The sequence below is a fragment of the Serratia sp. NFX21 genome (genome assembly GCF_048517035.1).
Classification (GTDB): Bacteria; Pseudomonadota; Gammaproteobacteria; order Enterobacterales; family Enterobacteriaceae; genus Serratia; species Serratia quinivorans.
The window spans coordinates 2,627,579-2,640,824 of record NZ_CP183196.1 but is presented as its reverse complement, the minus strand read 5'-3'; the positions used below and the strand labels follow the sequence as shown (position 1 = coordinate 2,640,824).

Sequence of the window (13,246 nt, the reverse complement as noted above, 5' to 3'; positions counted from 1 at the left end):
CGGGCGGTTAATTACCGCTGGCGGAATTTATTTCAGCGCTTCCTGGATCGCATCAGCCATCGGGCCAATGTGCTTTTCAGCGGCCTTCAACTGAAAATCTACACCGTTGCCGTCGTTGGTATCAGACAGCGTGGCCTTGATCAACTCCAGCGCCGCTTGCACCGCCACCAGTCTTTTATGTTGCTCATCCGTGATCGGTTTGGAGCTCATCGTGGTCGGATAGTATTGCTCTAACATCGTTCTCTCCTTGTGATTAGGCTAGTGGCCAACTTAACAGAATTTAAAGATATTTCTAATGGATCGAGCCACAGAATCCATATTCTCTGCGGTAATGTATTCCATGATCAAATCAACATGGTGAATAAGTGAACTATAATTGGCCGAACTGAGGTTTTCAGCAGGTAGTCGATTATGTCATTTCAAGGTAGCTGTCACTGCGGCGCCGTCACCTTCACGGTGAATGCCGAACTGCCCCATGAGGCTCTAAGTTGCAACTGTTCAATCTGCCGCCGTAAAGGCATGTTGCTGGCGTTTTTCCCGATCGGCAGCTTTGTGCTGAACAGCGGTGAAGGGCTACTTCGCGGTTATACCTTTAACAAACACATCATTCAGCACCAGTTCTGCCAGACCTGCGGTACAGAGGCTTTTGCCTACGGAAAAGGCCCGGACGGTGCCGTAATGTGCGCCGTCAATCTTCGCTGCGTGCCGGAATTGGCGCTAGATTCGTTGAAAATCCATCCGTTTGACGGCGCCAGCGCCTGAAAGGCCCAGACAGGAAACAGGCGTGAATCAGCGGAACTCCACCCAGCTGGCACCGGCATCGGCGGAGCGCACACAGTTTTCGACCCAACGCACCCCCATCGTCCCGGCAGCAACGTCGGGGTACCAAAAATCGGCCAGAAAATCCCGATCCCGCCGATCGGTAGCATCCATCGCCAGGGCAAAGCGTCGGTACAGATTTGACCAGGCTTCAAATAACCCCTCCGAATGACCACCACCAATCCGATCGTCCGCCAGGGCTATAGGATCCAGATAGGACATACCGCGTTCCAGAATGCGTACCGGTTCGCCCTGCACCTCAAATCGCAGTTGGTTCGGCTGCTCGTCCCACCACTCCAGGCTGGCCTTCTCACCGACAACTCGAACCTTCTGCCCGTGCATCGAACCACTGTTAACCGCAGAGCACCACAGGGAGCCAACGGCACCATTGTCATACTCCATCAGCACATAGGCATTGTCCTCCAGCGGTGCCCGCGTTTTGACAAAACTCTGGCGGCTGCACATCAGGCGTTTGACCTTTAGCTGCGGCACCATAGTTTCCGCCAGGAACAAAGGATGGGTAGCCAAATCACCCAATACGTAGCTGGGGCCGACAAAACGGGGATCCACCCGCCAGCGGGTGCTGGGGTTATCCAGCTCCACCGCCGCCGCATGGAACCCGTGCGCAAATTGCATGTTGATAATGCGGATCTCACCCAGCAGGCCGTCGGCGATCATCTGCCGGGCCTGAAGGATCAACTGGTGTCCGGCGTAGCCGTAGGTAACCCCGATAATTTTATGCTGTTTTTGGCTCAGTTCGACCAGCGCCTGCGCTTCTTCAACGGTGAAACACAGCGGTTTCTCGCACACGACATGCAGGCCGGCTGCCAGTGCCGCCTGGCAGATGGCAAAGTGGGTATTATTGGGGGTGGCAATGGAAACCGCCTCGATGCCATCCACTCTGGCAGCCTCTTCGCGAAATAGCGTAGCGTAATCCGGATAACAGCGCTCCGCTGCGATCCCCAGGCTCTGTCCAAAAAGACGCCCTCGCTGCGCGTCAATATCAAACGCCCCGGCCAACAGGGAGAAAGTGCCATCGCGCAGTGCCGCAGAACGATGAATATAACCAATCTGACTGGTTCCGCCGCCGCCAACCATCCCCCAGCGCAAGGATCGTTCCAAAGGTTTAATGCCGTTGATCATCACGTTTCTCCTGATTAAAAACCGAGGGTTCGTAAATAGTTGAGGCTTTCTGTTACATCACTCAGGCTGCCATGCGCATGACGGGGGTCGCGCTCCTGCTCAATGGTGATCCAACCCTGATAACCCCGCGTCATTAATAATTCTCGCACCGCCGGGTAATCGATCGCCCCCTTGCCCAATGGACACATCACTCCCTGCGCACAGGCAGTGAAGAAATCCAGCCCACTCGCCAACACCTGGTGGAATACCTGCGGGTTAACGTCCTTGAAGTGCAGGTAATCGATGCGCGCAAAATAGCGGTCAATCCAGGTGGCCGGGTCCATGCCTGAGTAATACAAATGGCCGGTGTCCAGGCACAGCCCGGCGATTTGGTGAGGAATTTGCTCGACCAGTTGCTCAATTTCATCGGCGAATTCGATACAACCACCGGCATGCGGATGCACTACCGGCCGCACGCCATATTCCTGCCAGGCAATTTTGCCAAGCGTCATGATATGGCCGATCATCCGCTGCCAGTCCGCCTGGGTAAGTCGCGGTGCCAGTAACGACTGCCCGGCAAATTTGGCTCGCTGAGGATTACCGAAATCAATAATCACCAGATATGGCGGTGAGAAATTACCAGCATTTATAGACTGCGCCCTGGCAGTCTGTGACAAATTTCGGCAAATGTTATGTGTCAGTTCAAGGAGATAGCTAAAATTTTGTTCGCTGACCAGATCGTCGAAAATGGTGCCGGCCACCAGCGACAGTCCGTGCCGCTGTAATTCGGCGCTCAGGATATCGGCATCGGTGGGCAGATAGCCCCAGGGCCCCAGCTCGATGCTGCGATAGCCGGCAGCGTTAGCCTCCTGCAGCACTTTGCTGTAAGGCGGAAGATGCGGGTTTTTAGGGTCATCCACACCCCAACTACAGGGCGCATTGGCAATCGGCAAACTCATCATTTTTATTCCGGGTCGAAGTCGAAGTGACCTCAGTATTAAATAAACGTTTCGAAATCAGCAATGATGAAACTTTCATTTTTTGATGGCGATCGCGTTAATTTTGATAGTTTAAATGATAGTTTTTTATCAAAACCAGACAGACCGAAGCTCTTGGGAGATTGGGAGATTTATAATGGAAAACGGCTCCACCAGAGGGAGCCGACTATCAGAGGTTTTCTTTGGTGATCAGATCAAAGCGGTTAATAGTGTGACTAAAACCGGAGGAGCCGCCACCGGTGGCGGCGACAAAAGTGCTGATGACTGACGCCGCAAACTCGGCAATACGATGTCTGAGCATCAGATCCAGCGTGCCGTCGATCAGCGCCATTTCGCCGCCTGCAACCGGGCCATGGCAAATCAGCATCACCTGATGCTGCCTGCCGCTTTCCCGCAGCGCAGCAATAATCCCTTCCACACCCCCGCAGGGTGCATACAGAGCCACCAGATTGGGATGCTGCTCCAGCAAGGTTTGAGTGACTTGTCTTGCGCTTTCGGCCTGTTCATGACTGCGTACCGGCTCAAGCACCCGCTGACCACTCAGGTGTTCGCGCAGGTAAGATCGAAAGCTGATTTCGCAGGTTTCCTGACACAGAAAACGGTTATCGCCGATAATGACCCCGACATCGCCCTGCCGATGGCACAAGCGCTCCACCGCCCAGCCGGCGGTACGACCTGCCTGCTGGTTATCCCAGCCGATATAACCGGCACGGCTGTGTACCGATAAATCAGACAGCAACGTGAATACCTTTACCCCCTGCCTGCTAGCCTCTTCCACCGCAAAACGGATCATCGGGTTATCCAGCGCCAGCACGCCGATCACATCCACACTTTGGCTTAACTGTGTGATGGCGGCAGCGGTGTCGCTGACCGCACTGATATCATGAAACATGAACTGTGGCGGGTGCTCAGCGTCGTAATAGGGTGCGGCCTGTTCCAGCAGGCTATCCGCCAATTGTGCGTAGAACGAATGTTCCTTGCGCAGCAGGATAAAGCCCATTTTAATCCGTGCGGCTGGTTGGCCCATCGTCTCAAACAGTTGATGCGATTTCTCTAGTGCGAAGCCTAATTTGTGCGCCGCCGCAATGACCCTGCGTGCCGTTTCAGGCCGTACTGTTGCGCGCTGGTTTATTACCCGATCAACCGTAGCGATACCAACATGTGCCTCTCTGGCAATGGCGGCCAGGGTGGTTTTCTTGCCTGCCATAATCGTCTCCCTCATGATTTTGATAAAAACTATCATGTCCCAGCCGCCCATAGAAATCAGGCTGCCGTTTTTGTGTGATCGGGCGCGTTAATGCGTAATACGCTCAGCAATAAGGCTCGAAATCCGTTCTGGTGTTAGCCGCTGCGGTACTGGGAAGTGCGCTGGCGTTGGCGCTGGTAGCCAAACCCAAAATCTAGCCAGCCCGTCGTGACTCATTACACCATGTATAAAATCAAATGACTCTGACCCCATTTTTCTCTTTATCCATAAGCATTATCGTTTCAGCCACGCAAATAATGACTATGCAGAGAACGGATAATGGACAGAGTAAAAACAGTAATTGTTACCGGCGCATCCAGCGGATTGGGCTTCGCTATTGCACGGGCTTACCTGGCGCGTGGCTACAATGTCGTGGGCAACGCACGCTCACTGGAACGTTTGCAGGCAGCTGCCAAGCAACTCGGTAATCCTGAGAACCTGCTGCTGGTTCCCGGTGATATCGCCCTGCCGGAAACCGCGACCCGCCTGTTCGAACAGGCAGAAGAAAACTTTGGTCAGGTCGATATTCTGATCAATAACGCGGGGATCTTCATGTCCAAACCGGTGGCAGAGTATTCGGAGGAAGATGTCGACGCGATGCTGGCGACCAATCTGAAAGGTTTCTTCTATCCCTCACAGGCCGCTGCCCGTCACATGGTGCCCAATGGCACTGGCCACATCGTCACCATCACTGCCGCCATCGCCATGCAGCCCATCAGCAAAGTCCCGGCCCTGCTGCCGATTATGGTCAAGGGCGGGCTGAACCAGGCCACCCGTGGGCTGGCGCTGGAACTGGCACCGCATAATGTGATGGTCAACGCCGTTGCTCCCGGCATCATTGCCACTCCACTGACCATGAGCAACCCGGATGAACAAAGCCTGGCGTTTATGAAACAGATGGCCCCGACCCAACGCATCGGTCAGCCGCAGGATATTGTCGATGCGGTGCTGTACCTGACTGACTCAAGCTTTGTCACCGGCACCCTCGTTGCCGTAGACGGCGGCACTACCGCCGGCGTCTGGTAATTAAGGAGAACCTGCACATGCCCTATGTCAATATTAAAGTCACCGATGAAGGCGTCACCGCCGAGCAGAAGCGCCAATTGATTGAAGGCGTCACCGAGTTACTGGAGCGCGTGCTGAACAAGCCACGATACGCCACCTCGGTAGTGATTGACGAAGTCGCTACCGATAACTGGGGCGTAGGCGGTGAAAGCGTCACGGCCCTGCGCAACAAAGAACGTAACTCGGGCCAGCGATAGCCTCCAACTCCCCTGGTCTGTTGTTAACCCGACGTTCATCCGCAAAGGGTGACGGGTTAGTCAGGCTGGGGGATTTTGTTGTAACAAGCCCGCATCTCCCACTCAAATACCCCCACTGAATAGATGATGACTAATAAGTTTCATTAATCGTTCATCTATAAAATCCACTACCTGTTACGCGTTTGTGATGATAGGGTTTAATCTTCAAGAAGTGTCAATGCCATTCAATACCGGCATTGGCGGAGAAATCTATCATCAGAGGGACGGGTATGATGTCTAAGGGTATTTCAAAGGGATTCTTTATTCTGATCCTTTTCATAGTTACCGCTGCTTTTCTGGACGTTTTGGGTCCCTATTATTCGTCCGTTCTGTGGGCGATCATCCTGGCGGTGATTTTCCACCCGGTGAAACAAAAACTTAAGCAGTATTTGGGCGAACGAAACGGCCTGGTGTCGCTTTTGACGGTCGCAGTGATCTGTCTGATCGTATTTACTCCCCTGGCGATTATTGCGTCTTCATTGGCGATTGAGCTTAACGTGGTCTACACCAAATTACAGGGTAATAACGCGCAATTCCCGGTGGTTCTGGCCGATACCCTGCGGGTGCTGCCTGGCTGGGCACGCCATTTCCTTACCGAGCATAACCTCGACAACGCAGCAGAAATACAAAAGAAACTTTCACAGGTGGCGCTGCAAGGTGGGCAATATCTTGCCGGTAGCGTGTTCCTGATCGGTAAAGGCACCTTCAACTTTGCCGTGGGTTTTGGCGTAATGCTCTATCTGCTGTTCTTCCTGCTGAAGGACGGCCCTTATCTGGTTAACCTGACGCTGCAGGCGCTGCCATTATCCGAGCACGTTAAACATCATCTGTTTGTGAAATTCGCCGCGGTTTCCCGCGCGACGGTGAAAGGCACGGTAGTGGTTGCCGCAGTGCAAGGTGCACTCGGCGGCCTGGCGTTTTACATCACCGGTATCGAAGGCAGCCTGCTGTGGGCCGCATTGATGGCGTTCCTGTCCATCATCCCCGCAGTGGGCTCCGCCATCATCTGGGTACCCGCTGCCATCTATTTCTTCGCCACCGGTATGTTGTGGAAAGGCCTGTTCCTGGTGGGCTTCTTCGTGGTGATCATCGGTTTGGTCGACAACATCCTTCGCCCGCTGCTGGTGGGTAAAGACACCAAGATGCCGGATTACCTGATCCTGATTTCAACCCTGGGCGGTATGGAGATTTACGGTATCAATGGTTTCGTCATCGGCCCACTTATCGCCGCCCTGTTCATCGCCTGCTGGAATATTCTTTCTGGTCGCGACAGTGCCGAAACCACCGATGAGATTGATGAGGACTTTATCGAGGAAGGCAAGAATCACCCTGATGCCACCAAGGCGGATTGAAACATTGCCCCTGTCGGGGTATCTGTAAAACGGCAGTAAACAACGGGAGCCCTACGGCTCCCGTTGTTGTTCAAATGCTTAAACACAATTACAGACGTTTAACGATAGTTATGTCATTCAGCCGCTTAGGGGCGAAATTCCAGTACGGAATCTTTAAAAGCACCGTAAACCGCTTGTGACGGCGGCTTGGGGAAACGGGTATTTGTGATTGCCTTTATAGCAGCCCGGCAAAGCGCAGGATCACCACTTTCAGAGCGGACAGCCAAAAGCATCCCATCCGGGGCAAACTTCATTCTGATAGTACATTGCTTGCCGGCATAAGCGTTGGCATCATAAAAATGGTTCTGAATCGCAGCGCGTACCTGCCCGGCATAGTGGCTGACCTCATCCCCTGCAGCGGGAGTTGCTTTGCCTTCAAGAGGAGCAAAAAGATCGTCGACACCCTCCGCAGACGGCCCAGCTTTAGCCACAGCGTTCGTCTTGGTACAGCCTGTCAGCCATAGTGAGACGATAATAAGCATTAATGCCGGCAGGTTTTTTTTAAACCCTAAATGAACTCTATTCATGATTCCCTTCTTTTAGAATAGTCACTGGAAAGAACAATAAAAAACGGGAACCATCAGGCTCCCGTTATCATTTAACGCTTAAACACGCTTACATGTGTTTAACGATAGCGTCGCCAAACTCTGAACATTTCAGCAGCTTAGCGCCTTCCATCAGGCGCTCGAAGTCATAGGTCACGGTCTTGGCAGCGATTGCGCCTTCGGTGCCTTTAACAATCAGGTCAGCCGCTTCGAACCAGCCCATGTGACGTAACATCATTTCTGCAGACAGGATGATGGAACCTGGGTTCACTTTATCCTGACCGGCATACTTAGGTGCGGTGCCGTGGGTCGCTTCGAACAGTGCGCAATCGGAACCGATGTTGGCACCCGGTGCGATACCGATACCGCCAACCTGTGCGGCCAGGGCGTCGGAGATGTAGTCACCGTTCAGGTTCATACAGGCAATGACGTCGTATTCAGCCGGACGCAGCAGGATTTGCTGCAGGAAGGCGTCGGCGATCACGTCTTTAACCACGATCTCTTTACCGGTGTTCGGGTTCTTGATTTTCAGCCATGGGCCGCCGTCGATCAGTTCGCCACCAAACTCTTCACGCGCCAGTTCGTAGCCCCAATCCTTGAAGGCACCTTCGGTGAACTTCATGATGTTGCCTTTGTGAACCAGGGTCACAGAGTCACGGTCGTTGGTGATTGCGTATTCGATCGCTGCACGAACCAGACGTTTGGTCCCTTCTTCAGAGCATGGCTTCACGCCGATACCGCATTGCTCTGGGAAGCGGATTTTCTTCACGCCCATTTCGTCGCGCAGGAACTTGATCACTTTGTCTGCTTCGGCAGAACCGGCTTTCCATTCGATACCCGCATAGATGTCTTCGGCGTTTTCGCGGAAGATCACCATGTCGGTCAGCTCTGGCTGTTTAACCGGGCTTGGAGTGCCCTGGTAGTAACGCACCGGACGCAGACACACGTACAGGTCCAGCTGCTGGCGCAGGGCCACGTTCAGGGAGCGAATACCGCCACCGACTGGGGTAGTCAGCGGGCCTTTAATGGCAACGCGGTAGTCACGGATCAGATCCAGGGTTTCTTCCGGCAGCCACACGTCTTTCCCGTAAACGTGAGTGGATTTTTCACCGGTGTAGATTTCCATCCAGGAGATTTTACGTTCGCCGTGGTAGGCTTTTTTTACTGCTGCATCAACCACGTGAATCATAGCAGGGGTAACGTCGACGCCAATGCCGTCGCCTTCGATAAACGGAATGATCGGGTTATTCGGAACAACCAGTTTACCCTGGGCATCGACCGTAATCTTTTTACCTTCTGCCGGAACAACTACTTTGCTTTCCATCAACCTCTCCTTCAAGCGCAATTTTTGTTAATGCTTTGTAAGATGCGTGTAGATACTACTGGAATTTTCTGTCCGCGCCAATCCGAAACGGATTCGGTTATAATGCGCCTATCATCCGTAATCTCAACTGTTATGAAAAAATTCCCTGTTAGAAATCACAAAGTTAAACGATTCAGCCAGCCTGCCTCCGCCAAACCCGCTGTCGCACAGGGGCCGCGTCGCGTGGTGTTATTCAATAAACCCTTCGATGTCCTGCCGCAATTTACCGATGAGGCCGGCCGCGCCACGCTGAAAGAATTCATTCCGTTTCCTGATGTTTACGCCGCCGGACGTCTGGATCGCGACAGCGAAGGATTATTGGTATTAACCAATGACGGCAAGCTGCAGGCGCAGCTCACGGAGCCAGGTAAACGTACCGGCAAAGTGTATTACGTGCAGGTAGAAGGCGCGCCGCAGGACAACGATTTAGTCTCTTTACGTAACGGGGTTACGCTCAAAGACGGCCCGACGCTGCCGGCCGGTGTGGAGTTGGTGGCCGAACCGCAGTGGCTATGGCCGCGAAATCCGCCGATCCGCGAGCGCAAGTCGATCCCCACCGCCTGGCTGAAAATCACCCTGTATGAGGGACGAAACCGCCAGGTGCGTCGCATGACTGCACATATCGGCTTCCCTACCCTGCGGCTGATTCGCTACAGTATGGGTAATATTTCATTGGGCGAACTGCAACCCGGTGAATGGAAATGCCTTGATTCGCTTTAATCCGCCCGTCAATCCGTCGCTGTAAGGGGCCGCCATGTTTAAACCGCACGTTACCGTTGCCTGCGTGGTTCACGCCGCCGGCAAGTTTTTAATCGTCGAAGAGACCATTAACAGCAAGGCACTCTGGAACCAGCCGGCCGGTCATCTTGAAGCCGACGAAACCCTGATTCAGGCCGCCGAACGCGAGCTGTGGGAAGAAACCGGCATTCGCGCCACGCCGCAGTCGTTCCTCAAACTGCACCAGTGGATCGCGCCGGACAACACGCCGTTCCTGCGCTTTTGCTTTGTCATCGAGCTGGAGCAGCAACTGCCGACCGAGCCGCACGACAGTGATATCGACCGCTGCCTATGGTTGAGCGCCGAAGATATTTTGCATGCGCCCAACCTGCGCTCCGCTCTGGTCGCCGAAAGCATTCGTTGTTACCAGCAGCCGGAACGCTACCCGCTGTCGCTGGTCAGCAGCTATGACTGGCCATTCTGAGATGAATAAGTGCCGTGCGCCGACGAGGGCAACGTGGTAAAATCCTGCGCTTGTTTTTTATCAGCACGGTTAGTGTTCAAGTTCGCGAGATCCCCATGTCAGACAACAGCCAGAAAAAAGTAATCGTCGGTATGTCCGGCGGCGTCGACTCTTCCGTTACTGCCTATCTGTTACAGCAACAGGGCTATCAGGTCGCTGGGCTGTTTATGAAGAACTGGGAAGAAGACGACGATGAAGAGTACTGCTCCGCAGCGACCGATCTGGCCGATGCACAAGCGGTATGCGACAAACTCGGCATCGAACTGCACACGGTGAATTTCGCGGCAGAGTACTGGGACAACGTGTTTGAACTGTTCCTGGAAGAGTACAAGGCCGGCCGCACGCCGAACCCGGACATCCTGTGCAATAAAGAAATCAAATTCAAAGCCTTCCTGGAATTCGCCGCAGAAGATCTGGGGGCGGACTTTATCGCCACCGGCCACTACGTGCGTCGCCAGGACGTGGACGGCAAAAGTCGTCTGCTGCGCGGTGTCGACGGCAACAAAGACCAGAGCTATTTCCTCTACACCCTGAGCCACGAGCAGGTTGCACAAAGCCTGTTCCCGGTCGGTGAGCTGGAAAAACCAGAGGTGCGCCGCATCGCTGAACAGCTGGAACTGGTTACCGCCAAGAAAAAAGATTCCACCGGTATCTGCTTTATCGGCGAACGCAAATTCCGCGATTTCCTCGGCCGTTATCTGCCGGCTCAGCCAGGGCCGATTGTCAGCGTCGACGGCCAGACCGTCGGTGAACACCAGGGCCTGATGTACCACACCCTGGGCCAGCGCAAAGGGCTGGGCATCGGCGGCATGAAAGACAGCAGTGAAGATCCATGGTACGTGGTGGACAAAGACGTCGCCAACAACGTGCTGGTGGTCGCGCAGGGGCATGAGCATCCGCGCCTGATGTCCGTCGGGCTGATCGCGCAGCAACTGCATTGGGTCGATCGCCTGCCGCTGAGCGGGCCATTCCGCTGTACGGTGAAAACCCGTTATCGCCAGCAGGATATTCCTTGCACCGTCACCCCGCTTGACGAACAACGCATTGAAGTGCGTTTCGACGAGCCGGTCGCCGCCGTCACCCCAGGTCAGTCAGCCGTGTTCTATCAGGATGAAATCTGCCTCGGCGGCGGCATTATCGAACAGCGTTTACAGGAGTAATCGTGGCGAAGAACTATTATGACATTACGCTGGCGATGGCCGGGATCAGCCAGACTGCGCGTCTGGTCCAGCAGTTGGCGCACGAAGGCCAATGCGATCGCGAAGCCTTTCATACCTCGCTAAGCAGCCTGCTGCAGATGGATCCCCCTTCCACGCTGGCGGTGTTCGGCGGTGAAGAACGCAATTTGAAAATGGGTCTTGAGACGCTGATGGGCGTGCTCAATGCCAACAATAAAGGCCTGGCCGCCGAGCTGACCCGCTACACCATCAGCCTGATGGTGCTGGAGCGCAAACTCAACGCCAACAAACAGGCGATGAACCAGCTTGGCGAACGTCTCGGCCAGCTTGAACGCCAACTGGCGCATTTTGATCTGGAATCAGACACCATTATCAGCGCGCTGGCCGGCATCTATGTCGACGTCGTCAGCCCACTCGGGCCGCGCATTCAGGTGACAGGTTCACCGGCTATCCTGCAGAACCCGCAGGTGCAGGCCAAGGTTCGCGCCGCACTGCTGGCGGGCATCCGTGCCGCCGTGCTGTGGCAACAGGTTGGCGGTAGCCGCCTGCAGTTAATGTTTTCCCGTAATCGTCTGTTTAAACAGGCGCAAAATATCGTTGCTCATTGTTAATAGATCCCAGGAGTTGCTACCGATGGAATTATCCTCACTGACCGCCGTTTCACCCGTTGATGGACGCTACGGTGATAAAGTCAGCGCACTGCGCACCATTTTCAGCGAGTACGGTCTGCTGAAATTCCGTGTGCAGGTTGAAGTACGTTGGCTGCAAAAACTGGCCGCCTGCGCAGAAATCAAGGAAGTTCCGGCTTTTGACGCCGACGCAAACGCTTTCCTCGACAAGATCGTCGCAGAGTTCAGCGAAGAAGACGCGCAGCGTATCAAGACTATCGAACGCACCACCAACCACGACGTGAAAGCGGTTGAGTATTTCCTGAAGGAAAAAGTGGAAGCGATCCCCGCCCTGCAGGCGGTGTCCGAGTTTATCCACTTTGCCTGTACCTCCGAAGACATCAACAACCTGTCGCACGCGCTGATGCTACAAACGGCACGTCAGGACGTGGTGCTGCCGTACTGGCGTAAAATCATCGATTCGATCAAGGGTCTGGCGCTGGAATACCGCGATATTCCGCTGCTGTCTCGTACCCATGGCCAACCGGCCACCCCGTCCACCGTCGGTAAAGAATTCGCCAACGTCGCCTACCGCATGGAGCGTCAGTTCCGTCAGCTAGATCGCGTGGAAATCATGGGCAAGATCAACGGCGCAGTCGGCAACTATAACGCCCACATCGTCGCTTACCCGGAAGTGGACTGGCATGTGTTCAGCGAAGAGTTTGTTACCTCGCTGGGCATTATCTGGAACCCGTACACCACTCAGATCGAACCGCACGACTATATCGCCGAGCTGTTTGACTGCGTTGCGCGTTTCAACACCATCCTGATCGACTTCGACCGTGATATCTGGGGCTACATCGCCCTGAATCACTTCAAGCAGAAGACCATCGCCGGTGAAATCGGTTCTTCTACCATGCCGCACAAGGTTAACCCAATCGACTTCGAAAACTCAGAAGGCAACCTGGGCCTGTCAAACGCGGTACTGGGCCACCTGGCCAGCAAACTGCCGGTTTCCCGCTGGCAGCGCGACCTGACAGACTCCACCGTGCTGCGCAACCTGGGCGTTGGCCTGGGTTATGCGTTGATCGCCTACCAGGCGACCATGAAAGGCATCAGCAAGCTGGAAGTGAACCAGGCACACCTGCTGGACGAACTGGATCACAACTGGGAAGTGTTGGCCGAGCCGATCCAAACCGTAATGCGCCGTTACGGCATCGAAAAGCCATACGAGAAACTGAAAGAGCTGACTCGCGGCAAGCGCGTGGATGCTGCCGGCATGCAGACGTTTATCGATAGCCTGGCGCTGCCGGAAGAAGAGAAAACTCGTCTGAAAGCCATGACCCCGGCTAATTACATTGGCCGCGCGGCGACCATGGTCGATGAATTGAAGTAATCGCTATACTGCTAAAACAAAGAGGCGGCCAAATGGCCG

Annotated in this window: 15 protein-coding genes; 9 read left to right on the top strand and 6 right to left on the bottom strand. The window is 54.4% G+C overall.

The features are described 5' to 3' along the window. Window positions 1–27: 27 nt before the first annotated feature. A complete protein-coding gene (locus tag ACNT1W_RS12530) occupies window positions 28–237 on the bottom strand; it encodes a hypothetical protein (protein ID WP_012006479.1) in 210 nt (69 codons plus the stop codon). Window positions 238–411: 174 nt separating this feature from the next. Here ACNT1W_RS12530 and ACNT1W_RS12525 point away from each other — a divergent pair, with 174 nt between their 5' ends. Then, window positions 412–762, top strand: a complete 351-nt coding sequence (locus ACNT1W_RS12525; protein ID WP_012006478.1) for a GFA family protein — start codon at window positions 412–414, stop codon at window positions 760–762. A 27-nt stretch (window positions 763–789) separates the two neighbouring features. On the opposite strand, the gene ACNT1W_RS12520 is transcribed toward ACNT1W_RS12525, so the two are convergent. The 3 genes from ACNT1W_RS12520 to ACNT1W_RS12510 all read right to left on the bottom strand — a co-directional run bounded on the left by ACNT1W_RS12520 (window position 790) and on the right by ACNT1W_RS12510 (window position 4,146). Further along, window positions 790–1,962, bottom strand: coding sequence for a Gfo/Idh/MocA family protein (locus tag ACNT1W_RS12520; RefSeq protein ID WP_012006477.1), 1,173 nt, complete (start codon window positions 1,960–1,962; stop codon window positions 790–792). A 14-nt stretch (window positions 1,963–1,976) separates the two neighbouring features. Further along, a complete protein-coding gene (locus tag ACNT1W_RS12515) occupies window positions 1,977–2,900 on the bottom strand; it encodes a TIM barrel protein (RefSeq protein WP_419246868.1) in 924 nt (307 codons plus the stop codon). Window positions 2,901–3,108: 208 nt separating this feature from the next. Continuing rightward, complete coding sequence (locus ACNT1W_RS12510) at window positions 3,109–4,146, bottom strand: LacI family DNA-binding transcriptional regulator (RefSeq protein ID WP_419245652.1); 1,038 nt, start codon at window positions 4,144–4,146, stop codon at window positions 3,109–3,111. A 318-nt stretch (window positions 4,147–4,464) separates the two neighbouring features. On the opposite strand from ACNT1W_RS12510, the gene ACNT1W_RS12505 reads away from it, so the two are divergent. From ACNT1W_RS12505 to ACNT1W_RS12495, 3 genes are all read left to right on the top strand, one after another. Beyond that, the gene (locus ACNT1W_RS12505) at window positions 4,465–5,211 is read left to right on the top strand and encodes an SDR family NAD(P)-dependent oxidoreductase (protein WP_419245651.1); all 747 of its coding nucleotides are present in this window, start codon (window positions 4,465–4,467) and stop codon (window positions 5,209–5,211) included. A 17-nt stretch (window positions 5,212–5,228) separates the two neighbouring features. Continuing rightward, complete coding sequence (locus tag ACNT1W_RS12500; protein ID WP_017892562.1) at window positions 5,229–5,447, top strand: tautomerase family protein; 219 nt, start codon at window positions 5,229–5,231, stop codon at window positions 5,445–5,447. A 269-nt stretch (window positions 5,448–5,716) separates the two neighbouring features. Then, entirely contained in the window at window positions 5,717–6,838 is a 1,122-nt protein-coding gene (locus ACNT1W_RS12495; RefSeq protein WP_012006472.1) for an AI-2E family transporter, read from the top strand. Between the two features lie 125 nt (window positions 6,839–6,963). Here the strand turns inward: ACNT1W_RS12495 and tolA are convergent, their stop codons facing one another. Beyond that, window positions 6,964–7,404, bottom strand: coding sequence for a cell envelope integrity protein TolA (tolA, locus tag ACNT1W_RS12490; protein WP_261129282.1), 441 nt, complete (start codon window positions 7,402–7,404; stop codon window positions 6,964–6,966). An 88-nt stretch (window positions 7,405–7,492) separates the two neighbouring features. Continuing rightward, on the bottom strand, window positions 7,493–8,746 hold the full coding sequence (gene icd / locus ACNT1W_RS12485) for an NADP-dependent isocitrate dehydrogenase (protein WP_112362581.1): 1,254 nt from the start codon (window positions 8,744–8,746) through the stop codon (window positions 7,493–7,495). 132 nt (window positions 8,747–8,878) lie between these two features. Here icd and rluE point away from each other — a divergent pair, with 132 nt between their 5' ends. The 5 genes from rluE (at window position 8,879) to purB (ending at window position 13,207) form a co-directional block, all read left to right on the top strand. Then, entirely contained in the window at window positions 8,879–9,505 is a 627-nt protein-coding gene (gene rluE / locus ACNT1W_RS12480; protein WP_041418534.1) for a 23S rRNA pseudouridine(2457) synthase RluE, read from the top strand. Between the two features lie 34 nt (window positions 9,506–9,539). After that, on the top strand, window positions 9,540–9,986 hold the full coding sequence (locus tag ACNT1W_RS12475; protein ID WP_012006447.1) for an NUDIX hydrolase: 447 nt from the start codon (window positions 9,540–9,542) through the stop codon (window positions 9,984–9,986). 95 nt (window positions 9,987–10,081) lie between these two features. Continuing rightward, window positions 10,082–11,185, top strand: coding sequence for a tRNA 2-thiouridine(34) synthase MnmA (gene mnmA, locus ACNT1W_RS12470; RefSeq protein WP_017892507.1), 1,104 nt, complete (start codon window positions 10,082–10,084; stop codon window positions 11,183–11,185). Window positions 11,186–11,187: 2 nt separating this feature from the next. After that, window positions 11,188–11,814: a high frequency lysogenization protein HflD gene (gene hflD, locus ACNT1W_RS12465; RefSeq protein ID WP_012006445.1), complete on the top strand. Its 627-nt coding sequence runs from the start codon at window positions 11,188–11,190 to the stop codon at window positions 11,812–11,814. A 22-nt stretch (window positions 11,815–11,836) separates the two neighbouring features. After that, entirely contained in the window at window positions 11,837–13,207 is a 1,371-nt protein-coding gene (gene purB, locus ACNT1W_RS12460) for an adenylosuccinate lyase (protein WP_419245650.1), read from the top strand. Window positions 13,208–13,246: the final 39 nt, after the last annotated feature.

What these genes read in the sequence shown, in the direction of transcription:
- ACNT1W_RS12530 (WP_012006479.1), bottom strand. Translation starts at nt 237, where the DNA reads ATGTTAGAGCAATACTATCCGACCACGATGAGCTCCAAACCGATCACG.
- ACNT1W_RS12525 (WP_012006478.1), top strand. Translation starts at nt 412, where the DNA reads ATGTCATTTCAAGGTAGCTGTCACTGCGGCGCCGTCACCTTCACGGTG.
- ACNT1W_RS12520 (WP_012006477.1), bottom strand. Translation starts at nt 1,962, where the DNA reads ATGATCAACGGCATTAAACCTTTGGAACGATCCTTGCGCTGGGGGATG.
- ACNT1W_RS12515 (WP_419246868.1), bottom strand. Translation starts at nt 2,900, where the DNA reads ATGAGTTTGCCGATTGCCAATGCGCCCTGTAGTTGGGGTGTGGATGAC.
- ACNT1W_RS12510 (WP_419245652.1), bottom strand. Translation starts at nt 4,146, where the DNA reads ATGGCAGGCAAGAAAACCACCCTGGCCGCCATTGCCAGAGAGGCACAT.
- ACNT1W_RS12505 (WP_419245651.1), top strand. Translation starts at nt 4,465, where the DNA reads ATGGACAGAGTAAAAACAGTAATTGTTACCGGCGCATCCAGCGGATTG.
- ACNT1W_RS12500 (WP_017892562.1), top strand. Translation starts at nt 5,229, where the DNA reads ATGCCCTATGTCAATATTAAAGTCACCGATGAAGGCGTCACCGCCGAG.
- ACNT1W_RS12495 (WP_012006472.1), top strand. Translation starts at nt 5,717, where the DNA reads ATGATGTCTAAGGGTATTTCAAAGGGATTCTTTATTCTGATCCTTTTC.
- tolA (WP_261129282.1), bottom strand. Translation starts at nt 7,404, where the DNA reads ATGAATAGAGTTCATTTAGGGTTTAAAAAAAACCTGCCGGCATTAATG.
- icd (WP_112362581.1), bottom strand. Translation starts at nt 8,746, where the DNA reads ATGGAAAGCAAAGTAGTTGTTCCGGCAGAAGGTAAAAAGATTACGGTC.
- rluE (WP_041418534.1), top strand. Translation starts at nt 8,879, where the DNA reads ATGAAAAAATTCCCTGTTAGAAATCACAAAGTTAAACGATTCAGCCAG.
- ACNT1W_RS12475 (WP_012006447.1), top strand. Translation starts at nt 9,540, where the DNA reads ATGTTTAAACCGCACGTTACCGTTGCCTGCGTGGTTCACGCCGCCGGC.
- mnmA (WP_017892507.1), top strand. Translation starts at nt 10,082, where the DNA reads ATGTCAGACAACAGCCAGAAAAAAGTAATCGTCGGTATGTCCGGCGGC.
- purB (WP_419245650.1), top strand. Translation starts at nt 11,837, where the DNA reads ATGGAATTATCCTCACTGACCGCCGTTTCACCCGTTGATGGACGCTAC.